General features: G+C 66.1%; 19 protein-coding genes and 2 pseudogenes. 11 read left to right on the plus strand and 10 right to left on the minus strand.

The window, feature by feature from the left end; all coding sequences use genetic code 11:
• Positions 1–4: 4 nt before the first annotated feature.
• Positions 5–847, minus strand: a complete 843-nt coding sequence (locus AC5Y30_RS00695; protein WP_499915438.1) for a ribonuclease Z — start codon at positions 845–847, stop codon at positions 5–7.
• 168 nt (positions 848–1015) lie between these two features.
• Here AC5Y30_RS00695 and AC5Y30_RS00700 point away from each other — a divergent pair, with 168 nt between their 5' ends.
• Positions 1016–1444: a CBS domain-containing protein gene (locus tag AC5Y30_RS00700; RefSeq protein ID WP_499915440.1), complete on the plus strand. Its 429-nt coding sequence runs from the start codon at positions 1016–1018 to the stop codon at positions 1442–1444.
• A 187-nt stretch (positions 1445–1631) separates the two neighbouring features.
• Here AC5Y30_RS00700 and AC5Y30_RS00705 read toward each other — a convergent pair whose 3' ends face one another.
• Positions 1632–2234 (minus strand): type II toxin-antitoxin system PemK/MazF family toxin, encoded by a 603-nt coding sequence (locus AC5Y30_RS00705; RefSeq protein WP_499915442.1) that lies wholly within the window; start codon positions 2232–2234, stop codon positions 1632–1634.
• On the opposite strand from AC5Y30_RS00705, the pseudogene lepA reads away from it, so the two are divergent.
• From lepA to AC5Y30_RS00720, 3 genes and pseudogenes are all read left to right on the plus strand, one after another.
• A pseudogene (lepA, locus tag AC5Y30_RS00710) lies at positions 2216–4238 on the plus strand (translation elongation factor 4). The gene AC5Y30_RS00705 and the pseudogene lepA overlap by 19 nt on opposite strands.
• Before the next feature lie 2 nt (positions 4239–4240).
• Complete coding sequence (locus AC5Y30_RS00715) at positions 4241–4999, plus strand: sensor domain-containing protein (RefSeq protein WP_499915444.1); 759 nt, start codon at positions 4241–4243, stop codon at positions 4997–4999.
• Positions 5000–5026: 27 nt separating this feature from the next.
• Entirely contained in the window at positions 5027–5770 is a 744-nt protein-coding gene (locus AC5Y30_RS00720; protein WP_499915446.1) for a sensor domain-containing protein, read from the plus strand.
• Between the two features lie 66 nt (positions 5771–5836).
• Here AC5Y30_RS00720 and AC5Y30_RS00725 read toward each other — a convergent pair whose 3' ends face one another.
• A complete protein-coding gene (locus AC5Y30_RS00725; protein ID WP_499915448.1) occupies positions 5837–7873 on the minus strand; it encodes a glycoside hydrolase family 15 protein in 2037 nt (678 codons plus the stop codon).
• Positions 7874–7995: 122 nt separating this feature from the next.
• On the opposite strand from AC5Y30_RS00725, the gene AC5Y30_RS00730 reads away from it, so the two are divergent.
• The 5 genes from AC5Y30_RS00730 to AC5Y30_RS00750 all read left to right on the plus strand — a co-directional run bounded on the left by AC5Y30_RS00730 (position 7996) and on the right by AC5Y30_RS00750 (position 12349).
• The gene (locus tag AC5Y30_RS00730; protein ID WP_499915450.1) at positions 7996–8199 is read left to right on the plus strand and encodes a hypothetical protein; all 204 of its coding nucleotides are present in this window, start codon (positions 7996–7998) and stop codon (positions 8197–8199) included.
• Positions 8200–8530: 331 nt separating this feature from the next.
• Positions 8531–9562: a sulfate ABC transporter substrate-binding protein gene (locus tag AC5Y30_RS00735; protein WP_499915452.1), complete on the plus strand. Its 1032-nt coding sequence runs from the start codon at positions 8531–8533 to the stop codon at positions 9560–9562.
• Complete coding sequence (gene cysT / locus AC5Y30_RS00740; RefSeq protein ID WP_499915454.1) at positions 9559–10431, plus strand: sulfate ABC transporter permease subunit CysT; 873 nt, start codon at positions 9559–9561, stop codon at positions 10429–10431. Before AC5Y30_RS00735 ends, cysT begins: the two co-directional genes overlap by 4 nt.
• Positions 10428–11246: a sulfate ABC transporter permease subunit CysW gene (gene cysW, locus AC5Y30_RS00745; RefSeq protein WP_499915456.1), complete on the plus strand. Its 819-nt coding sequence runs from the start codon at positions 10428–10430 to the stop codon at positions 11244–11246. The genes cysT and cysW overlap by 4 nt, the downstream gene beginning before the upstream one ends.
• Before the next feature lie 8 nt (positions 11247–11254).
• A complete protein-coding gene (locus tag AC5Y30_RS00750) occupies positions 11255–12349 on the plus strand; it encodes a sulfate/molybdate ABC transporter ATP-binding protein (protein WP_499915458.1) in 1095 nt (364 codons plus the stop codon).
• 30 nt (positions 12350–12379) lie between these two features.
• Here AC5Y30_RS00750 and AC5Y30_RS00755 read toward each other — a convergent pair whose 3' ends face one another.
• The 3 genes from AC5Y30_RS00755 to AC5Y30_RS00765 form a co-directional block, all read right to left on the minus strand.
• Entirely contained in the window at positions 12380–13123 is a 744-nt protein-coding gene (locus tag AC5Y30_RS00755) for a phosphoadenylyl-sulfate reductase (RefSeq protein WP_499915460.1), read from the minus strand.
• Positions 13120–14787, minus strand: a complete 1668-nt coding sequence (locus tag AC5Y30_RS00760; protein ID WP_499915461.1) for a nitrite/sulfite reductase — start codon at positions 14785–14787, stop codon at positions 13120–13122. The genes AC5Y30_RS00755 and AC5Y30_RS00760 overlap by 4 nt, the downstream gene beginning before the upstream one ends.
• A gap of 113 nt (positions 14788–14900) precedes the next feature.
• Positions 14901–14966 (minus strand): Ms4527A family Cys-rich leader peptide, encoded by a 66-nt coding sequence (locus AC5Y30_RS00765; protein WP_353852123.1) that lies wholly within the window; start codon positions 14964–14966, stop codon positions 14901–14903.
• A gap of 220 nt (positions 14967–15186) precedes the next feature.
• On the opposite strand from AC5Y30_RS00765, the gene hemW reads away from it, so the two are divergent.
• Positions 15187–16359, plus strand: a complete 1173-nt coding sequence (gene hemW / locus AC5Y30_RS00770; RefSeq protein WP_499915462.1) for a radical SAM family heme chaperone HemW — start codon at positions 15187–15189, stop codon at positions 16357–16359.
• 17 nt (positions 16360–16376) lie between these two features.
• Here the strand turns inward: hemW and AC5Y30_RS00775 are convergent.
• Positions 16377–17617 (minus strand): annotated as a pseudogene (locus AC5Y30_RS00775) (sodium-dependent bicarbonate transport family permease).
• 475 nt (positions 17618–18092) lie between these two features.
• Between AC5Y30_RS00775 and AC5Y30_RS00780 the strand changes: the two are divergent.
• On the plus strand, positions 18093–19451 hold the full coding sequence (locus AC5Y30_RS00780; RefSeq protein ID WP_499915464.1) for a salicylate synthase: 1359 nt from the start codon (positions 18093–18095) through the stop codon (positions 19449–19451).
• A gap of 21 nt (positions 19452–19472) precedes the next feature.
• On the opposite strand, the gene AC5Y30_RS00785 is transcribed toward AC5Y30_RS00780, so the two are convergent.
• From AC5Y30_RS00785 to AC5Y30_RS00795, 3 genes are read right to left on the minus strand one after another with little or no spacing between them, the layout of a single operon-like run.
• Positions 19473–20387 carry a MerR family transcriptional regulator gene (locus AC5Y30_RS00785; protein ID WP_499915465.1) on the minus strand — a complete coding sequence of 305 codons (915 nt, stop codon included), beginning with the start codon at positions 20385–20387 and terminating at the stop codon, positions 19473–19475.
• A gap of 14 nt (positions 20388–20401) precedes the next feature.
• The gene (locus AC5Y30_RS00790) at positions 20402–21904 is read right to left on the minus strand and encodes a flavin-containing monooxygenase (protein WP_499915466.1); all 1503 of its coding nucleotides are present in this window, start codon (positions 21902–21904) and stop codon (positions 20402–20404) included.
• Positions 21901–22821, minus strand: coding sequence for a ferritin-like domain-containing protein (locus AC5Y30_RS00795; protein ID WP_499915468.1), 921 nt, complete (start codon positions 22819–22821; stop codon positions 21901–21903). Before AC5Y30_RS00795 ends, AC5Y30_RS00790 begins: the two co-directional genes overlap by 4 nt.
• Positions 22822–22835: the final 14 nt, after the last annotated feature.

Here is a 22835-nt window from a genome sequence, read left to right on the forward strand (position 1 = left end):
GCCGTCACGTGTGTGCGTCGATCTGGACCCGGTGCAAATCGTCACCGAGTTCGATGCGTCCACCGAAATTCGTGGCCGCCAGCGCACGCCATTGTTCTTCCTGGCCGGGCACCGGTGCGGGGACGTAATGCGTCATCACCAGGGTGGCCACCCCGGCCCGGGCCGCGGTCGCCGCCGCTTCCTCCACCGACGAGTGGTAGTCACAGATGTCCTGCAGCCGCTGCTGGGGGATGGTGGCGACGATGTCCTTGCGGATAACGGTGTGCACCAGCGCGTCGGCACCTGCCGCCAGCTCGTCCAGGCCGGCGCACGGGACGGTGTCACCGGCGAGCACCACCGAGGCGCCCTGATATTCGACCCGAAAGCCGATGGTCGGGGACACCGGCCGGTGGTCGGTGGGGGCCGTGCGAATGGTTACCCCGTCGCGATCCCAGACGGGGCCCTCGGTGTATTCGTGGACGTCCACCGCCGGCGGCTCGCTGATGTCCTGGTGGTGGGCGATCCGGTAGCCGATGTCGTGGCGGAACGCGTTCAACGTCGCCGCGACCGCCTCGGCGGTGCCGGGGGGTCCGATGATGGGCAGCGGCGGGGGATTGGGCGTGAAAGTGCTGATCCACCGGGTGATGAGCACGTCGCCGAGGTCTCCGATGTGGTCGCTGTGCAGGTGGGTGAGTAGCAACGCCGACAATCCGGCCGCGCCGACCCCTACTGCGGCGGCGCGCTGCAGCACGCCGCGCCCGCAATCGACCAGGAACGCCTGCCCTCCGGCGCGCACCAGGGTTGAGGGTCCGGCGCGGTTCGGATCGGGGATCGGACTTCCGGTACCCAGCAGCGTGACCTCGATCATGGCCCTATCTTGCAAGCCCCGGCGTGCCCGCAGGGGTCCAATCGCCCGATCAGCGGCGCTTTCACCGATTTGGACACGATCTGTTTGCAGGTTCTCTTGGCGGCTTTCCCGCCGCGCGAGGAAGCCGTAGCCTGATGTGAAGCGGATCACAACCCGGCTGGAGGCCCCATGCGGATAGCGGACGTCTTGCGGAACAAGGGCGCGGCGGTGGTGACCATCAACCCGGACGCGACGGTTCGCGAGCTGCTTGCGGGGCTGAGCGACCAGAACATCGGCGCCATGGTGGTGGTCGGCGACGAGGGTGTGGTGGGCATCGTGTCGGAACGCGACGTGGTGCGCCAGCTGCATACGCACGGCGCCAGCGTGCTGTCTCGCCCGGTATCCAAGATCATGACCTCGATGCTGGCGACCTGCAGCAAGACCGACGAGGTCGACGCCATCAGCGTGTTGATGACCAAGAACCGGGTGCGGCACGTGCCGGTCCTGGACGGCAAGAAGCTGATCGGCATCGTCAGCATCGGTGACGTGGTGAAGACCCGGCTGGAAGAACTCGAGGCAGAGCAGCGGCAGCTGCAGTCCTACATCACCCAGGGCTGAACGAGCGCTTCTCCGGCGCCACTCGCGCGGCGCCACTCGCGGCGCCGCTCGCGCGGCCCACTCGCGCGGCTCCGCTCGCCGGCGTCACTCGCCGAACGTGCACTCACGGCGAAAATCTCGGCGTTTTCTCGCCCTGAATGCACGCTCGGCGGCGCACTAACGCCCTGAGTGCACGCTCGGCGGCGCACTAGCGCCAGGAGTACTCGGCACGCAGCCGCGCGGCGACCACATCGAAGATCTCGCGATCCAGGATGGCTCCTTCACGCCGAATGCCCTCTTCGGGCACGTCGAGCACCCGGTCCAGCCGGACCCAACTTCGTCTGCCCTCGTAATCCCAAGGGCCAGAACCGATTCCAACCCAGTCGTGATCCGCGGCGTGACGCTCCTGGCTGGACACCATCAACCCCAGCAAGACGCTGCGGTCCCGTCCCACCACCAGGACGGGGCGGTCCTTGCCCCGGGTGGGGTCGTCCTCGTAGACCACCCACGTCCAGACGATCTCGCCCGGATCGGCCCGGCCGTCCAGGCTCGGCGCGTACACCAGCTTGCGGGCCCGCTGCGCGGTCGGCAGGCTGGCGTTGGTCACCGGCCGGCCGGTGACGGGCGTATCGGCGGGTGCCGGCGACACCGCGGCGATCACGTTCGCGGTGATCCGCACCGCCTGCTGCAGCTCACGCAGCACGGTTTGGGAATTCTGCACCTGCCGGGCCAGGCGAGGGGCGTTGTTGAACACCAGATTCTCGGCGAACCGCTGAAACGTCTTCCACTGGGATTTCCGGGGGGACGCCATATTCGCAGCATAGACGCGAGGGGCGGGGTGCGATTGTGTCCAAGTAGGTCAGCGCGGCCCGGTCTGGATACGCTGGACATACCCGCGAACCGCCTTAGAAACGGCGGCAAAGCACCCCGTCAAGCTTGCACGCACCAGGAGATTCCCATCAGCAGTTTCGCCGACAAGACCTTCACAGCGCCGGCGCAGATTCGGAACTTCTGCATCATCGCCCACATCGACCACGGCAAGTCCACGCTCGCCGACCGGATGCTCCAGCTCACCGGCGTCGTCGACGAGCGGTCGATGCGCGCCCAGTATCTGGACCGGATGGACATCGAGCGCGAGCGGGGGATCACCATCAAGGCCCAGAACGTGCGCCTGCCGTGGAAAGTCACCGGCGGCCCCGACGCCGGAAAAGATTACGTGCTGCACCTGATCGACACCCCCGGCCACGTCGACTTCACCTACGAGGTGTCGCGCGCGCTGGAGGCATGCGAGGGCGCGGTGCTGCTGGTCGACGCCGCACAGGGCATCGAGGCGCAGACCCTCGCCAACCTCTACTTGGCGCTGGACCGCGACCTGCACATCATTCCGGTGCTGAACAAGATCGACCTGCCGGCGGCCGACCCGGATCGCTACGCCGCCGAGATCGCCCACATCATCGGTTGCGAGCCGGGCGACGTGCTGCGGGTCTCCGGCAAGACCGGAGACGGCGTCGCCGACCTGCTCGATCACGTGGTGCGCGAGGTGCCACCCCCGCAGGGTGAGGCCGACGCGCCGCTGCGCGCCATGATCTTCGACTCCGTCTACGACATCTACCGCGGTGTGGTGACCTACGTCCGGGTGGTCGACGGCAAGATCACCCCGCGCGAGCGCATCGCGATGATGTCCACCGGCGCCACCCACGAACTGCTCGAGGTCGGCATCGTCTCGCCGGAGCCGAAGGCCAGCGACGGCCTGGGCGTGGGGGAAGTGGGTTACCTCATCACCGGCGTCAAAGACGTCCGCCAATCCAAGGTGGGTGACACCGTGACGACGGCACGCCACGGTGCCGCCGAAGCGCTGACCGGATACCGCGAACCCAAGCCGATGGTCTACTCAGGCCTGTATCCGGTGGACGGTTCGGACTACCCGGTTCTGCGCGACGCCCTGGACCGCCTGCAACTCAACGACGCCGCCCTGACCTACGAGCCGGAGACATCGGTGGCGCTGGGCTTTGGATTCCGTTGCGGCTTCTTGGGTCTGCTGCACATGGAGATCACCCGTGAGCGCCTGGAGCGCGAGTTCAATCTGGACCTGATCTCGACGTCGCCCAACGTGGTCTATCGCGTGATCAAGGAGGACAGCACCGAGATCTGGGTGACCAACCCGTCGGACTGGCCGGAGGGCAAGATCCGCGAGGTATACGAGCCGGTGGTCAAGACCACGATCATCGCCCCCAGCGAATTCATCGGCACCATCATGGAACTGTGCCAGTCGCGTCGCGGCGAGCTGGGCGGCATGGATTACCTGTCACCCGAACGGGTCGAGTTGCGCTACACCATGCCGTTGGGCGAGATCATCTTCGACTTCTTCGACTCGCTGAAGTCGCGCACCCGGGGCTACGCCAGCCTCGACTACGAGGAGGCCGGCGAGCAAGAGGCTCAACTGGTCAAGGTCGACATCCTGTTGCAGGGCGAGGCGGTCGACGCGTTCAGCGCGATCGTTCATAAGGACGGGGCATCGGCCTACGGCAACAAGATGACCACCAAGCTCAAAGAGCTCATCCCGCGCCAGCAGTTCGAGGTGCCCGTCCAGGCCGCCATCGGATCGAAAATCATTGCGCGCGAGAACATCCGCGCGATCCGCAAGGACGTGTTGTCCAAGTGCTACGGCGGCGACATCACCCGTAAACGCAAGCTTCTGGAAAAGCAGAAGGAAGGCAAGAAGCGGATGAAGACCATCGGGCGCGTCGATGTGCCACAGGAGGCGTTCGTCGCGGCGCTTTCCGCCGACGCCGCGGGGGACAAGGGCAAGAAATAACCATGCGAATGCGGGGAATGGCGACGGTGCTGATGGCCGTCGCCGCAGTGGCGACGGGCTGCGGTGACGTCGTGGCCGGCACGGCGAAGCCGGCGGCGAACCTGAAGCCGGCACCGCTCAGCGGCGCGACGGTCAAGCAGGTGCTCCTCGACGGCGCGACGCTGTCGCGGATGCTCGATCAGACCTTCGTGGCGCGTGATCCGGCCTCATTCGGCGGGCCCGAAAAGCTTTATCAGGTCAAGCGATCGACAACGCAGGCCGGCTGCCTGGGGGTGACGGCGATGTTGCAGCAGGGCGTGTACCGGTCGGCCGACGTGAAAGATGTTGCGTCGGAGTCGTGGTGGAACAACGGCCAACCGGCGCAGGTGATCGTGGTCGAGGAGGGCGTGGTCACGCTTCCGTCGGCCACGCAGGCCCGGGCGCTGTTCGCTCAGTTCTCGGGGCAGTGGCAGCAGTGCAACGGCATGACGACGTCGGAACAGTCCGGTCCGATCAGCACCACGAACGTCATCAGCGATGTCCGCGCCACCGAATCCACCGTCGCGGCAACCAAAACCGCGACATCCATACTGCCCAACATGCCGCCCCTGCGACCGACCCCGCAGGCACGCGCCATCGGCATCCGGTCGAACTGCCTCGTCGAGGTGCAGGTGGTGTTCTTCGGCGGACGCCGGTCCTCTGACCCGGGATCGGCGGACATCAACTCCAGCGCGATCGACGTGGCGCACGCCCTGATGGACAAAGTCAGCGCGCTGGGCTGACGTCGCGCCGGGGAGGCAAGGAACGAAGTGACAAGCAGCGGGCGCCCGCTGGCCGCTTTGGTTGCGGTGCTGCTGGCGAGCGGGTGCACCAAAACCACTTCTGGCACAGCCACTCTGGCGCCGGACGCGGGGCGGGTGCCGGCCATCAAGCGGGCCTTGTTCGACGGCACCGCGCTGGCAAGGCTGCTCGGTCAGCCGTTTCAGCCCTACCCGCACTACTCGGAGTTCGGGGGCACGGACAAGTTGGGAAGCAACTGGGACAACGGCCAGCCCGCCGACTGCATCGGAGTCGTTCACCTGATGCAGCGGGGCACCTATGGTTCAGCGCCGATCCAAGACACTGCCGCCGAAATGTGGGTGCACAAGGGTGATTCCGTGAAGGTCGACAGCATCCAGGAAGGCATCGTGGCGTTGCGCACGACCGAGGACGCCAGCGCGTTGTTCGCCAAATTCACCGCGCAGTGGCAGAAGTGCGACGGCACCACGCTGACCGTCGAGCCCATCGACATATGGGGTTCGGACGCCATCTCCGACGTACGCGTCCGGGATTCCGTTGTCGCGGCTACCGTTTCGATGGGGTCCGGCCCACACGGGGGTTTGAACGCAATCCCCACCGCGCGGGCCCTCGGCGTCAAGGGGCCTTACCTGGTCGAGGTCACCGTCGACTTCATTCCGATCTATACCCCGGCAGACGCGGGGAACGCCGATATCAACTCGACGGCCGTCGACCTCACCCACGCGCTCATGGACAAGCTCAGCAGCCGCGGCTGACGCGCTGCGGGGTCTGATGGTGGCGACCCGCTTCGCCCGGCTCACGCCGCGCTTGCGATCGCCACGTCACATCGGAGCGTTCGCCGGCTGGAACATCCCGGAGCCGTCGGCTTCCTCCTCGGCGCGAATGACGTGCACCACTGCGTTGATCAGCGCCAGGTGGGTGAACGCCTGCGGGAAGTTGCCCAGCTGCCGGCCGGTGCGCGGCTCGATCTCCTCGGCGTAGAGGTGCAGCGGGCTGGCGTAGGACAGCAGCCGCTCACACAGGCGTTTGGCGCGCCGCACCTCACCGATCTCGACCAGCGCCGACACCAGCCAGAACGAGCAGATCGTGAAGGTGCCCTCCTCGCCGGACAGCCCATCGTCGGTCTCCTCGACCCGGTAGCGCAGCACCAAGCCTTCCTGGGTGAGCTCGTCGGCGATCGCCAAGACGGTGTTGCGCACCCGCGGGTCATCCGGTGGCAGGAACCGCGTCAGCACCACCAACAGCAGCGAGGCGTCCAGCGCGTCACTGCCGTAGCGCTGGGTGAAGACCCCGCGCGAGTCCACGCCGTGTTGCAGGATGTCGTTCTTGATCTCCTCGGCGATCGCCCGCCACTGCTGGGCATAGCTCTTCTCGCCCTGCCGCTCGGCCAGCTTGGCTCCGCGGTCGAGCGCCACCCAGCACATCACCTTCGACGACGTGAAATGCTGCGGTTCCCCGCGCACCTCCCAGATGCCGCGGTCCGGCTCGCGCCAGTGCTTGATCGCCTCCTCCACCTGCTTCTTCAGCACCGGCCACAACGTCTCCGGGACCTGCTCGCGCGACTTGGCGTGCAGGTAGAAGGAATCCAGGATGGAGCCCCAGATATCGTGCTGGATCTGGTCGTAGGCGCCGTTGCCGATTCGCACCGGTCGGGCGTGGTCGTAGCCCGATAGGTGATGCAGCTCTTCTTCGACCAGGCTGCGTTCGCCACCCACGCCGTACATGACCTGCAGCGGGTGCCGCTCGTTGTGGTTGGCGCCGGAGACGTCGGCGATGAAAGCGAAGAAGTCGTCGGCCTCGCGGTCGAGCCCCAGTGTGTACAGGCCCCACAACGCGAACGTCGAGTCGCGCACCCACGCGTAGCGGTAATCCCAATTGCGTTCGCCCTGCGGCGTTTCCGGCAGCGACGTGGTGCTGGCCGCCAGCAGCGCACCGGTGGGCGAATACGTCAGGCCCTTCAGCGTCAGCGCGCTGCGCTGCAGGTACGCCCGCCACGGGTGGTCGGGGAAGTTACCGATGTTGATCCACTGCCGCCAACACTCGGTGGTCTGCCACATTTTCTCGGCGGCCTCTTGGTAGGTCTGCGGCGCCGGGTGCTTGGTCCAGCTCAGCGCGACGAACACGTCGTCGCCCTCTTTCATCCGGGTGCGCGCGCGGGCCTCCCGGCCTTCGAGCCCAATACGCAGATTGCTCGTGAGCCGCATCGTCGGGTGGGCGTCGGGATCCTTGGTGGCGCGCGCGACGGCCTCGCCATACGCGTTGGCCGAGTACTCCCAGGCGGCGCCGACGCGGTGGTAGTCGAACGCCGGCTCGCAGCTCATCATCAATTCGACGGTGCCGCTGACGCAACGCACGGTGCGCAGCAGGATGTGCTCGGCATCCCAGTCCATCGGCGTGCGGCGATGGGTCCGCGACCGCCGCTCCAGGTCGTGCCAGGGCCCCATGACCAGCGCGTCACGCACGATCAGCCACCCGGTGTGGGTCTGCCAGGTGGTCTCCATGATGAGGCTGCCGGGAAGGTAGCGGCGGGCCGAGGGCACCGAGACGCCGTACGGCCCCAGCCGGAAGTGGCCGGCGCTGCGGTCCAAGATCGCGCCGAACACGCTGGGGGAGTCCGGCCGCGGCACGCACAGCCATTCCACCGACCCGGCCGGCGAGATCAGGCAGGTGGTTTCCCAGTCCGACAGGAATGCGTAGTCGGCGATCGGCGGAAACGGATTCCGCAGGGCCGCACTGGGAGCGAGCGGCCCGGCCGTGCGCAAGTCGATCGACGAAGACGCCGCCGACGCGGCCGCGGGAAACGCGTCCTCGGGCGCGGTGTCGGTCGGCTGGTCTTCGGGTTGGGCATGCAGAACCATCTGGACATCATCGCTGCTCAGTGATCGCGCGTCCAACCTTTCGGCGAGGTGGCGTGGCGCGCGCCGGGGCAGTCGTGCGCCGACCTTTCGCGCATTGGTCTTCGGCAGCCGGGCCGAATAAGGTGGGCCCCGTGAACGCGTTCCTCAATTGGTGGGACGGCAACGAGCTTTGGCTTTCGGGGCTTCCTTTCGTAGTGCAGGCCATGGTGGTCATGCCGATCGTGCTGGTGGTGGCCTACGCGGTGGCGGCCGCGTTGGATGGCCTACTCGGCAAGGGTATCGAACTGATGCGCCGCGCCCGCCACGCCGACGGGGCGCCCGAGTAACGCGCATGCCTCGATCACACGTGACGCTGATCCTTGGCATCCTGGTGGCGCTGGTGCTCGTCACGTGGTTGGTCACCCACCTGGTGCACCACTAGGGGCCGTGGCCCGGTCGCCCCCCGTCGCGGTGGCGGCAACGTCAATTCCTGTTAGGCTTCCCGCCATGCGCGTGGCATTCGGCATTCCGGGCTGCTATCCCTTCGTGCACTGTTGTCGCTGACTCCCAAACCCGTACGCGGTCTGGTCTGGAGTTATCGAATTCTCCTGAAGTTCTAGGTGCCTATCCGCAGAAACGGGACCGAAATCCCCTACGTTCCGCATCGGAAGGCCCTCAATGGACATCAGGACCGCAACACAGTGGCGGCCCGTCCTCGCCCTTGCCCTGCTTGCCGGCCTCATCGCCGGATGCCACGGCGGTGCCAGTGATGCCGTCGGTGGCGGCGGGCTGGCCAACGCGCGCACCAGCATCACCCTGGTGGCCTACTCGGTCCCAGAACCGGGGTGGAGCAAGATAATTCCGGCGTTCAATGCCTCCGATGAGGGAAAGGGCGTGCAAGTCGTCACTTCCTATGGGGCATCCGGCGACCAGTCCCGCGGCGTCGTCGACGGCAAGCCGGCCGACGTCGTGAACTTCTCCGTCGAACCCGACATCGCTCGTCTTGTGAAGGCCGGCAAGGTTTCCAAGGACTGGAATGTCGACGCCACCAAGGGAATTCCGTTCGGCTCGGTTGTCACACTGGTGGTGCGAAAGGGCAATCCGAAGAACATCAAGGATTGGGATGACCTGTTGCGGCCGGGCGTCGAGGTCATCACCCCGAGCCCACTGAGTTCCGGATCGGCCAAGTGGAATCTGCTCGCGCCGTACGCCGTCAAGAGCGAAGGGGGCGCCCATAGTGATGCCGGCGTGGATTTCATCAAGAAGCTGGTGACCGAACACGTCAAACTGCGCCCCGGATCTGGGCGCGAAGCCACCGATGTTTTCGTCCAGGGCAGCGGTGATGTATTGATCAGCTACGAGAACGAGGCCATCGCCACGGAGCGGGCGGGAAAGCCGGTCGAACACATCAATCTGGCGCAGACCTTCAAGATCGACAACCCGGTGGCCGTGGTCAACACCAGCCCGCACCTGGACGCCGCCGTCGCCTTCAAGAACTTCCAATACACCGCCGCGGCCCAAAAGGTCTGGGCGCAGGCCGGTTTCCGTCCGGTCGATCCGGCCGTCGCCGCCGATTTCCGAAACCAGTACCCGGTACCGGCGAAACTGTGGACCATCGCCGACCTGGGCGGCTGGACCACGGCGGATCCGCAGCTGTTCGACAAGAACAGCGGCAGCATCACCAAGATCTACACGAAGGCGACCGGATGACGGCCATCACGCCGGACCCGCTGGCGATCCGGCCCGAGCTCAGCGGTGACGCACCACCGGGACCGCTTCCCGGGCGCGGCCGCGGGACCACCGCCCTTCGGGTCGGAGCGGCCACGGTGTGGCTGTCGGTGATCGTGCTGCTGCCGCTGGCGGCCATCGCCTGGCAATCCGCCGGTGGCGGCTGGCACGCCTTCTGGCTCGCGGTCTCCTCGAACGCCGCGGTCGAGTCGTTCCGGGTGACCCTGACGATCTCGGCCGGGGTGACCGTGCTCAACCTGGTCTTCGGCCTGGTCATCGCCTGGGTGCTGGTGCGTGACGACTTTCCGGGCAAGCGGCTGGTCGACGCGATCATCGATCTGCCGTTCGCGCTGCCCACGATCGTCGCCAGCCTGGTGATGCTGGCGTTGTACGGCAACAACAGCCCGGTCGGCCTGCACCTGCAGCACACGTCATGGGGTGTGACGGTGGCGCTGGCCTTCGTCACCCTGCCGTTCGTGGTGCGCGCCGTCCAGCCGGTGCTCTTGGAATTGGATCGCGAAACCGAGGAGGCCGCGGCGTCGCTCGGTGCCAGCGGCCCGAAGATCTTCACCTCCGTGGTGCTGCCGTCGCTGCTGCCCGCGTTGTTGTCCGGTGCGGGCCTGGCATTCTCCCGGGCCATCGGCGAATTCGGATCCGTGGTTCTCATCGGGGGTGCGGTGCCGGGCAAGACCGAAGTGTCGTCGCAGTGGATACGCACCCTGATCGAGAACGACGACCGCACCGGCGCCGCCGCGATATCGATTGTGCTGTTGGCCATTTCGTTTGTCGTGCTGCTCATCCTGCGGATCGTGGGCGGGCACGCGGCCAAGCGAGAGGAGCTGTCCGCATGACATCGTCTGCGGGAGTGCGCTATTGGTTGCGGTTCATCGCCCTCGGATACATCTTCGTCCTGCTGGTCGTCCCGGTGGCGTTGATCCTGTGGCGCACGTTTGCGCCCGGGCTCGGCCAGTTTTACGCCTGGGTGAGCACCCCCGCCGCGATATCGGCGCTGAATCTGACGCTGCTCGTGGTCGCCATCGTGGTGCCCCTCAACGTCGTCTTCGGCATTCCCACGGCATTGGTGCTCGCGCGCAACAGGTTTCGTGGTAAGGGCGTGCTGCAGGCCGTCATCGACCTGCCGTTCGCCGTCTCGCCCGTCATCGTGGGCGTCGCGTTGATCGTGTTGTGGGGGTCGGCCGGTGCGCTGGGGTTCGTGGAGCAAGACCTCGGGTTCAAGATCATCTTCGGCCTGCCCGGAATCGTGCTCGCCAGCATCTTCGTCACGCTTCCTTTCGTGGTTCGCGAAGTCGAGCCGGTGCTGCACGAGCTGGGAACCGACCAGGAGGAGGCGGCGGCCACCCTGGGTTCGGGGTGGTGGCAGACCTTCTGGCGGATCACCTTGCCGTCCATCCGGTGGGGCCTGACCTACGGCATCGTGTTGACTATCGCACGTACGCTCGGGGAATACGGCGCAGTGCTCATGGTGTCCTCGAACCTGCCCGGGAAGTCGCAGACACTGACGCTGCTCGTCTCCGACCGCTACAACCGCGGCGCGGAGTACGGCGCCTATGCGCTGTCCACGCTGCTGATGGGAGTCGCCGTGCTGGTGTTGGTTTTCCAGGTGGTGCTCGACGCGCGCCGCACACGAGCGGCCAGACAGGCATGACGAGGGGAATGACCGTGACCGACGCCGGCTCCAACCGCGACGACCTCGCCATCATCGTGCGTGATGCCAACAAACGCTATGGCGATTACGTCGCCCTGGACCACGTCGACTTCGTCGTGCCCACCGGCTCGCTGACGGCCTTGCTGGGTCCCAGCGGTTCGGGAAAGTCGACCCTGCTGCGTACCATCGCCGGCCTCGACCAGCCCGACACCGGAACCGTCACCATCTACGGCCGCGACGTGACCCGGGTGCCCCCCCAGCGCCGCGGCATCGGATTCGTGTTCCAGCACTACGCGGCGTTCAAGCACTTGACGGTCCGCGACAACGTGGCCTACGGGCTCAAGGTCCGCAAGCGACCCAAGGCCGAGATCAAAGCCAAAGTCGACAATCTGCTGGAAGTGGTTGGACTGAGCGGGCTTGCGGCCCGTTACCCCAACCAGCTGTCCGGCGGTCAGCGCCAGCGGATGGCACTGGCGCGGGCGCTGGCCGTCGATCCGCAGGTGCTGCTGCTCGACGAGCCGTTCGGAGCGCTGGACGCCAAGGTGCGCGAGGACCTGCGAGCGTGGTTGCGGCGCCTGCACGACGAGGTGCACGTGACCACGGTGCTGGTGACCCACGACCAGGCCGAGGCATTGGACGTCGCCGACCGCATCGCGGTGCTCAACCAGGGCCGCATCGAGCAGATCGGTTCACCGACCGACGTCTATGACACCCCGGCGAACGCGTTCGTGATGTCGTTCCTCGGTGCGGTCTCCACCCTGAACGGCACCCTGGTACGCCCGCACGACATCCGGGTGGGTCGCAACCCCCAGATGGCGATCGCCGGCGGGGACGGCACCGCCGATTCCGTCGGGGTGGTGCGCGCCGTCGTCGACCGCGTGGTCACGCTGGGTTTCGAGGTACGGGTCGAGCTGACCAGTGCCGCCACCGGCGGCTTCTTCACCGCCCAGATCACCCGCGGCGACGCCGAGGCGCTGGCCCTGCGCGACGGCGACACCGTCTACGTGCGCGCCACCCGCGTTCCGCCGATCGCCCTTGATTCCGCCGACGCTAGCCGCGCGCACGGGGCCGACGAAGATGACAACACGCTGACGTCGGCGTAACCGCCGAGGTCGCCGGGGTGCACGCGGGAGCTAAGAGGCGTGCAATCCGCATTCCGTCTTGGCGCGTCCCTGCCAGCGACCGCTGCGCGGGTCGGCGCCCGCCAGCGGCTTGGCCGTGCAGGGCTCGCAGCCGATCGATGAATAGCCTTCGTAGATAAGCGGATTGACCAGAACGCCGTGCTCGTCGATGTAGTTCTGCACATCTTCGTCGGTCCACGTCGCCATCGGGTTGACCTTCACCAGCTTGAAGCCCTCGTCGAAGCCGACCACCGGTGCGTTGGCGCGCGTCGCCGTCTCCGACCGGCGCAGCCCCGTCACCCACGCCGAGTACCCGCGCAGCGTCTTGCCGAGCGGCTCGACCTTGCGCAGCCGGCAGCATTCTCCCGGGTCGCGCGCGAACAGATCCTTGCCCCGCAGTTTGTCCTGCTCGGCGACGCTCTGCTCGGGAGTGACGTTGAGCACCCGGATGTCATACACGGACTCGATCGCGTCCCGGGTGCCGATGGTCTCCACGAAGTGATATCCGGTGTCCAGGAACACTACCGGCACACCCGGACGCGCCTTGGCCGCCAGATCGATCAACACGGCCTCCTGCATGCTGGAGGCCACCACATAGTTGCAGGTGGCCCAGCCGCGGGGCCCATTGACGCCGCCGAATGTCTGGTCAGTCCACCGCAACACGTCGGCGGCGGTGGCGCCTTCCAGCTCGGCCGCGCCGCGAGCGGCAAGCGCGCGCAGCTCGGCTTCCGGAAGCCTGGTCGTTCGTTCGCTCATCGCAAATCGTCCTCGTCTGCCCTCATAGCCCACTGTGCGAAACGTTCACCCTCACCGCGATATTTCAGGAAGTTGCGTGTTACCCGCTCGATGTAGTCGCCGAGCTCGTCGCTGGTGACCTTGTGCTGGCGCAGCTTTCGGCCGAACCCGCTGTCCAGGCCCAGGCTTCCGCCCAGGTGCACCTGGAAAGCCTCGACGGAGCCGCCGTTTCCGTCGTCGACCATTTGGCCCTTGAGCCCGATGTCGGCGACCTGAATGCGCGCACACGAATTGGGGCAACCGTTGAGGTTGACGGTGATCGGCACGTCGAGTTGCTCGTTGACGTCCGCGAGGCGGCGCTCCAAGTCGGGCACCAAAGACTGCGCCTTGACCCGGGTTTCGGCGAAGGACAACTTGCAGAACTCAATCCCTGTGCACGCCATCACATTCCGGCGCCAATGTGACGGCTGAGTGTGCATGCCGAGCGCCTCGAGGCCCGCGATCAGCTCGTCGAGCTTGTCGTCGGGCACGTCGAGGATGACCAGCTTCTGGTACGGGGTGAGCCGGATCCGGTCCGACCCGGCCCCCTCGGCGAGGTCGGCCACGGCGGTGAGGATGGTGCCCGACACCCGTCCCGCGATCGAGGCGACGCCCACCGCGTTGAGCCCGTTCTTGAGCCGCTGCACGCCGACGTGGTCGATCGGGCGCTTCAGCGGCTCGGGAGCCGGGCCGTCGATCAGCGGACGCTTGAGGTACTCGGTTTCGAGGACTTCGCGGAATTTCTCGATGCCCCAGTCCTTGATGAGGAACTTCAGCCGCGCCTTGGACCGCAGTCGTCGGTAGCCGTAGTCGCGGAAGATCGAGGTGACCGCGTTCCACACGTCGGGCACGTCTTCGAGCGGCACCCAGGCGCCGACCCGCTGGGCCAGCATCGGGTTGGTCGACAGCCCGCCACCGACCCACAGGTCCAGCCCGGGGCCGTGCTCGGGGTGGTTGACGCCGATGAACGCGATGTCGTTGACCTCGTGCACCACATCCTGCAGGCCCGAGATCGCGGTCTTGTACTTGCGCGGCAGGTCGGCGAAGTCGGGCTGGCCGATGTAGCGGCGCGCGATCTCCTCGATCGCCCAGCTGGGGTCGAGCACTTCGTCGAGCGACTCCCCGGCCAGCGGTGAGCCCAGGATCACCCGGGGGCAGTCACCGCACGCCTCGGCGGTCTGCAGCCCGACCTCGGTCAGCCGCCGCCAGATTTCGGGGACGTTCTGGACCTCGATCCAGTGGTACTGCACATTCTCGCGGTCGGTGATGTCGGCGGTGTCGCGGGCGAATTCGGTGGAGATTTGGCCCACAGTGCGCAGCGCGGCCGCCGAGAGCGCGCCGCCGTCGCAGCGCACCCGCATCATGAAGTACTTCGCCTCCAGCAATTCGGCGTTGTCGTCGCCGGTGAACGTGCCGTCGTAGCCCTGTTCGCGCTGGGTGTAGAGGCCCCACCAGCGGAAGCGCCCGCGCAGGTCGCTCTTGTCGATGCTGTCGAAGCCGTCGCGGGCATAGATCGTCTCGATGCGCTCCCGCACGTCCAGCGGGGCGCCGGCCTGCTTCATCTCTTCGTTCGGGTTCAGCGGCTCACGATTCCCCAGTGCCCATTGGCCCTCGTTACGGGCCTTCGCGGGTCGGGCGGTGGTCATCGGAAGTTCTCTCCTTCAACAAGATCGCCAGCGCGGCCAGCACAGTTCACCGGCACTTTTGGGCGGCGCGGAACCTCGGCCAGCTGGAGACACAGGGGGCTGGGTCTACCACGTCAAGGCAGACAGATACAGCTGCAGACGCGCTTGAGATCAATGTGCCGTCGCGCCACGAGCACCATGTGCGGGCTGGGCTGGGCGACAGTCACGCCACCATTGTGCCATGGATGCCGAAGGGCCGTGCGAGCAGGTCAAATCTCGGCTCACGGTGATTAAAAATACCGTGCAATTCTGGTAAATCGCACTCGCATACCCTTCAATCCGATCCTTCGCTGAGGGCGGCGGGTGCCGCAGCCGAACCGACGGCCCGGGGCCGACACGTTCGTCGTGGGATCATTTGGCATGGCCATTCGCGAGAAGCCGGTCGACCTGCCCGACATCGGGGTGGTCGCCGGGCGGCCGTTTGGGATTTACGTGCATGTCCCGTTCTGCGTAACACGTTGCGGCTACTGCGATTTCAATACTTACACCCCGGCCGAGCTGGGTGGCGTGAATCCGGACGCCTGGCTCAGCGCGCTGGGGGCGGAACTGGAACTGGCCGCCGCGAGATTGCAGGCGCCGCCGGTGAATACGGTGTTCGTCGGTGGCGGGACGCCTTCGCTGCTCGGGGGACCGCGGATGGCGACGCTGCTGGGCATGGTGCGTCAGCACTTCACGTTGGCTCCGGATGTTGAGGTCACCACCGAGGCCAATCCCGAGTCGGCATGGCCCGATTTCTTCGACGCCATCCGAGCGGCCGGCTACACCCGGGTATCGCTGGGGATGCAGTCGGTGGCGCCGCACGTGCTGGGTGTCCTTGACCGCATCCACACGCCGAACCGGTCAGCAGCCGCGGCCCGCGAGGCGCTGGCCGCGGGATTCGGGCATGTCAGCCTCGATTTGATCTACGGGACTCCGGGGGAGTCCGACGACGACCTGTTGCGCTCGGTCGATACCGCCGTCGAGACCGGCGTGGATCACGTGTCCGCCTATGCGCTGGTGGTCGAGGACGGCACCGCTCTGGCTCGGCGAGTCCGGCGCGGCGAACTGGCCGCACCGGATGACGACGTGTTGGCGCATCGCTACGAATTGGTGGATGCGCGGCTGTCGCAGGCGGGACTGTCCTGGTACGAGGTGTCCAACTGGTCGCGGCCCGGCGGTGAGTGCCGGCACAATCTCGGCTATTGGGACGGCGGCCAGTGGTGGGGCGCTGGGCCGGGCGCACACGGGTACGTCGGTACGACGCGTTGGTGGAACGTCAAGCACCCCAACGCTTATGCGGAGAGGTTGGGCGCCGCGGCGCTGCCGGTGGCCGGGTTCGAGCAGCTCGACGCCGACACCTTGCACACCGAGGACGTGTTACTGAAAACCCGGCTGCGTCAAGGCCTTCCAATTGACCTGCTGAGCGCTGCCGAGCGCGGCCGCGCCCAGGGTGTGGTTGCCGACGGGTTGTTGGTGTCCGACGGTGAGAGGCTGGTCCTGACTCCGCGGGGACGGCTGCTGGCCGACGCGGTGGTGCGAACGCTGTTGGCCTAGCGGCGTTGTCCGTGCGGTCAGACGCCGAACCAGTGCTCGAAGGCGCGGGCTATCTCGATGTAAAGCGGGATCCCCACGGTGACGTTGTAGGAGAACGTCAGGCCCAGGGATGCGGCTAGCGGTAGCGTCGGGCTCGCCTCGGGGATCGCCAGGCGCTGCACCGCGGGGACCGCGATGTAGGACGCCGCGCCGCACAGAACGGCGAATAACACGTATGTCCCGGTCTTGAAGTCGGTGTGGGTCAGCGATGCGTAGCTGCAGGCGACGATGATGCCCAGTGTCGCAAAGACATTCGGCGCCACAGGCCGAAGACGATGAAACCGGGACCCGCGCTGCGAAGGTCCTTCAACTTGCGCGACGCCGTCATTCCCATCTCGAGCAGGAATAGACACAGCACGCCCTGGAAGGCCAGCACGAAGAATTTGTCGTCGTCGGCGACGACCTTCTGCCCCTGCAGTCCACTGACCAGGCCGATGATGATGCCGCCCATCAACAGGACGAGGCCGGGATTGAGGAAAACCTCCTGGAACAGCTCCCGGGAAAAAATCGGCACCCGCTTGCCCGTGGTGCGCGCAGGCCTCGGATCGGGCTCCCAATCGGCGTGTTCCAGCTTTTCCAGCGAGAGCTCCAGCTCCTGCTCGATGGCGGCTTCCTCCTGGCTCTCGAGGCTCTGGCCCTGCGGCGGACGCGCGGCGGTGCCGGGCCCGACCCCGACCTTGACGGGCGGTGTGTAGCCGGCCTCGTCGGGCATGTAGCCCGCGGAATCCATGCCCCGATGGCGAAGTCGCGCCACGAAATACAGCGCGACCAAGCAGCCCGGGATCTCCATCACCGCCAGCATCACCGGCATGTAGGCGTTGAAAGCGACGTTCACCGCGGCCAGGACGGCCACGCAGGTGGCGAAGGTGCCCGCTGAATCCGACCCGTAATAGCCGGCGATGGTTGCGCGATCGACTTTTCGGAGGGATTTGAGTCGGCTGAGGCCCAGGTAGGCCAGGCCGCCGATCAGGCAGTTCAGTGCGAAGCCCAGGACCATGAACCCCACGATGGCCCCGACGCTCGATGCGCTGACCTGTGCGAGTTCTTCCCCGCCGTGCCAGCCGATGGCCAGCAACAGATACATGGTCAACCCCTGATAGATGACGTAGGGGAACTCGAACCGCACTTTGAGAATGGGAATCAGGAACCCGAAGTAAAAGAACAGCAGTAGCGGTTTGAACAGGTTATGGGTGAAGTTGTGCCAGAACTCCTGCAGCATCGATGCCTCCGTTGGTTAGAGCGCTGATCTGGGGAAGCACCGTCCGCAAGCGGAGCAACCACGAAACATCGCGACGACCGTCAAGAATTTATCCCCGCCGCTGACTGGTCGCCACTCGAACACGCGCCGGGCAACGACGCCTTCATCGCCTGCCCACGGTCGCCAAAACGCAGGTCAAGACGAAATCAACCCGGCAAGAGTTCTCTTGTTTTCGGCCCTCGGACGCCACCAGTTTGGTGTGAGAATACTGTGCATTTACTGTGGAGTTAATTCGCTCTGCGTTTGGAATTGAGCTAAGAAAAGTCTGGCTGTCGAAGCCGCTTATTGTGCGGCGGCGATGTAAACGACTGGGAAACACTCGGAGTCGCGATCCGCACAGCCGCTCGCATCTGGGCGGGCAGAACTCAGGCAATCGGGGCACTGTTCGGGGGATCGGTTGCGCGTGGCTACATAGGTTAGGCTACATTTACTAACCGTGACCGAGGTCAGCGTCGAGACAAGTTCCGCCGGCTCTGAGTCGCCGTCGATTCCGCTCCCCTTGCATATCGATCCGGCCGATCTTGCGGCCGAGCTCGTCGCGAAACTGTCCGAGCGCGCCGGCGAAGAGTATCTGCTCTACGAGCGCGGCGGTGAATGGGTGCTGGCCACGGGCATACGCGCCATGATCGAGCTGGACAGCGACGAGCTGCGAGTGAGCCGCGACGGCGTGACCCGAAGCCAACAATGGTCGGGCAGGCCCGGGCCGGTTCTCGGCGAGGCCATCGACCGGCTGTTGCTGGAAACCGACCAGCTCTTCGGCTGGATCGCCTTCGAATTCGGCGTGTACCGCTACGGGCTGCAGCAGCGCCTGGCACCGGGAACCGCACTGGCCCGGGTGTTTTGGCCGCGTGGCCGCATCGTGGTGACCCGGGAGGAGGTCCGGCTGTTCGGTGCGTCGGCGAGCCACCGGGACGAAGTGCTGGGCGTGCTGGCCGCCGGAGTGCCCGACGTGCGCGTCGCCTCGGCGGTCGACGTGGGGGCTGACCCGTCCGCCTATCGTGATCGGGTGGCGTCGGCCGTCGGCGAGATCGCCGCGGGCCGCTACCACAAGGTGATCCTTTCCCGGTCCCTCGAAGTGCCTTTCCCGCTTGATTTCCCGTCCACCTATCGGCTGGCCCGACGGCACAACACCCCGGTGCGGTCGTTCCTGCTGCGGCTGGGTGGCATTCGCGCCGTCGGTTATAGCCCCGAACTGGTCGCCGCGGTCCATCGCGACGGGCTCGTGGTAACCGAACCGTTGGCGGGCACCCGTGCGCTCGGCCATGGCGAGGTCCGTGACCGCCAGGCGCGCGACGACCTGGAGTCCAATTCCAAAGAGATTGTCGAGCACGCTATTTCAGTGCGAAGCTCGCTGCAGGAAATGGCCGAGATCGCCGAGCCGGGCACCGCCGTCGTCACCGATTTCATGACGGTGCGGGAACGGGGGAGCGTGCAGCACCTCGGCTCCACGGTCAGCGGTCAGCTGGGTACGGGAAATGACCGGATGGATGCGCTCGAAGCACTGTTCCCGGCCGTCACCGCATCGGGCATTCCGAAAGCGAATGGGGTAGAAGCGATCATGCGCCTCGACGAGGGGCCTCGCGGCCTGTATTCGGGTGCGGTCGTCATGTTTTCAGCCGACGGTGGGCTTGATGCGGCGCTGACGCTGCGGGCAGCCTACGAACACGACCGCAGGACCTGGCTGCGGGCAGGTGCGGGCATCATCGGGGAGTCCACACCCGACCGCGAGTTCGAAGAGACCTGCGAAAAGCTCTCCACACTCGCGCCGTATCTGATTGCGCGCCAAGAGCTTTAGCGTGGCTTGACAGCCACGTGCTCAGGCCGAGGAGCTCGATTCCAGGTAGTCGGCCAAGATGCGGCCGACGAGCGATTCGATACTGGATTCGATCGACGAGGCGAGCGTGGCGGTGACGGTCGCCACGGCTTGCGTTCGGAAGCGCACCAGCATGGTGATCAGCTCGGCGATTTCGGCGTCGGCCGGCAGCGGTTCACCGGGCTTGATGCGATCCAGCACGTGTTCGGCCCCGGCACGCACCAGCATGTCGCTGATCTTGTCGATCTCCGGGACGATCTGCTCGTGGAGGTCGATGAGCTTGTCGATCTCGACGCCATAGCCGCGTATTTCGTTGAAGGCTTCGATGAGCTTCGGGCGGGTGACGGTGGCTTGCGTCCCGTCGATCCGGATCACCTGCAGCGCCACCAGGCGTTCGAACGCGTCGGGGTCGTCGACCAGTCGCCGGGCGTCGGCCAGCGTCATCGTTTCCGGCTTTTCGGTGGTCCAGGCGCCGACGATCGCGGTCTCGAGGCCCAGCACGTCGCCGAGGTTCTTGCCTTCTTCCCACGCGCTGAGCATTTCTCGCACGTGTGCGATGTTGTACCCGCGGTCGAGCATCGAGGTGATGAGCCGCAGCCGGGTCAGGTGGGTGTCGTTGAACAGCGCGATGCGGCCCACTCGCAGGGGTGGCGGCAGCAGCCCGCGGTCGCGGTAGACGCGGATGTTGCGGGTGGTGGTACCGGCCAGCCGGGCCAGGTCGTCGATCCGGTATTCGCCGGAGTTTGCCGTGCCGTGCGGGTGCCGGGCCGCCGCATCGAAGAGCTGTGACACCGCCCCCTCGATGAGTTGGCGGTATTCCCGCGATTGGCGCCGAACCCGTTTGGGTGCGCGCCGCACGTTGTGCAGCACGCTGGCGATGGTGCCGGGTTCGGGCCGCGCGGCGCGTTCGGTGGCCATGTCAGTACGGCATCTCAGGCCGACGCGGTGGCCTGTGCCTTCGCGTGATGTGCCACCGCCTGATAGTCCTGGTACCGGAAATCCCGCATCTGACGAAGATACTGCGTGGCAAACCCGGGGTACATCGAGACGTTGCGTCCGTCCTTGGTCAAATACCAACTGCTGCAACCCGACATCCAGGTCGTCTTGGTTAGCCGCCGCTGAATGCGTTCGTTATAGCGGCGCTGTACGTCCTGGCGAACGTCGAGGTAACGCAGGTCGCCCTCCAGAATGGTCGTGATGCCACGGACGGCGTAGTCGAGTTGCCCTTCGATGTAGACCAGCAGCGAATTGTGACCGGGCCCGGAGTTCGGGCCTGTCATGAAGAACAGGTTCGGGTAACCGTGCGCGCTGGCGCTCTTGTAAGCCTGTGCGCCATCGGCCCATTCGGCGCTCAGCGAACGTCCACCCAAACCGGTGACCGGGAACGGCGGACCCGTCAGATGCACGTCGTAGCCGGTGGCGAACACCAGGCAATCCAAGTGGTGTTCGATGCCATCGCTGGTGCGTAGACCGACCGGGCTGAGCGTCGCGATCGGCCAGTCGATCAGCTTGCAGTTGTCGCGTTGAAGGGCGGGGTAGTAGTCACTGGACACCAGCATCCGCTTGCAGCCGGGGGTGAAGTCCGGCGTCAGCTGGCGGCGCAGCCATGGGTCTTTGACCTGTCGGCGCAGGTGCATCTTGCCCAGCCGGGCGACCACCGAGGTCAACGGCGTGTTCCACACCAACGCCGTCGCGCTTGCCTCGTGCCCCCAATACAGCGCCTGGCGCGCAAGCTGTTGCAACGCAGGCGCTTTGGCGAAGGCCTCCTGTACCGCGGGCGGCGTCGGGAAGTCGAAGCGGGGAAGCACCCAACCCGGCGTGCGCTGGAACACCTTGACGAACTCGGCCTGCTTGACCAGTTCGGGGATGATCTGGATCGCACTGGCACCGGTGCCGATGACCCCCACCCGCTTGCCGGCGAAGTCGTAATCGGAGTCCCAGTGGGCGCTGTGAATCTTGTGGCCCCGGTAGGTCTCGATGCCGCGGATGTCGGGGAAGCTGGAATCCGGCAGCGGGCCGGACGCAAGGATCACCGTGCGGGCCCGAAAGCGCTTGCGGGCGGCCGTGGTTGCGGTCCACACGCCGGCGTCCTCGTCGAAGGACAGCCCGGTGACTTCCTGCCCGAACTGAACGTGGCGACGGATGTCGAATCGGTCGGCCATCTCTTCGAGGTGGTTGCGGATCTCGTCGGCGGGCGAGTAGGTCCGCGACCAGGTCGGATTCTTGACGAACGAGAACGAGTACAGCAGCGACGGAATGTCGCAGCTGGCACCGGGATAGCTTGTGTCGCGCCAGGTTCCGCCGACTCGGTCGCTGCGCTCCAGGATGACGACGTCGTCGACGCCGGCCTGGGCGAGCTTGATCGCCGCGCCCAGACCGCTGAAGCCGGCTCCCACGATGAGCGTCGCGTAGGTGTGTGCCTTTGCCATGGTCATGCCGCCGGCTCGTGAGTGACTTCGCGGACCCAGGTGGGTACCGACGGCAGCAGCGGCCGCGGGTACCGCTCGGACAGCCAGACCATCGAATTGGCCAGCAGGTGGTAGGGGTGGCGGGGATTCGTCACCACTCCGGCGTAGCGCCTCAGGAACCGGTAGGTCGGTACCCGCCTGGCGTGCTCGGCGCGGTCGCCCAGTTCCTTGAATCGCTTGACGGCCCTATAGAGTCGCTCGGGCTCCATGCCCATGGCGACGATCTCGTTGCGGATTCTGTTGATCAGCGGTGCCCCCATCACCGCGCCGATGATGAGGCCCGGGGTTGCGTTGTGGCCGATGAAGTCGATCAGCATTCGTCGGATCTTCGCGTGACCGATCATGTCGAGAACTTCGAAATCGACCACTAGATGGCGTGATTCGTCGTTGTTGATTTTCTCGAAGACCCGATGGCACACCGGGTCGTGTACCTCGTCGAGGAGGAATTTCAGCAGTGCGCCGTCCAGCGCGACTTCCAGCATCGGGATGACGGTGCCGAGCAGTGACAGTGGCATGTCGTCGGCCCAGCGGTCCAGCCAGTCGATCGCCAGTCGGATGTTGACGTTCGGCTCGGGAACCTCGCCGTCCTCGAGCATGCCCCAGCGCTTCATCAGCGCTAGTTCGGCGTTGGCGTGCCGCTGCTCCTCGGCGTGGAAGTAGCGGTAGATCTCGCCGATGGTGGGGGTGGGTGCCTTCTTGGCCAGCGCCGCGAATCCTCTGGCGCCGATGTTTTCGATCCAGCACAGGTCGGCCATGAACGCCTTGAGTTGGGGCCGCTGCTCATCGGTGATCGTGTCGGCACCGGGTGCGTCCCAATCGATGTCGGCGAGCGCCCACTGTCGATCCTTGATCTTGGCGAGCATGGCTTCCATGTCGATGGCCATCAAAACGCTCCTTT

This window comes from Mycobacterium sp. NGS27 (genome assembly GCF_059813005.1).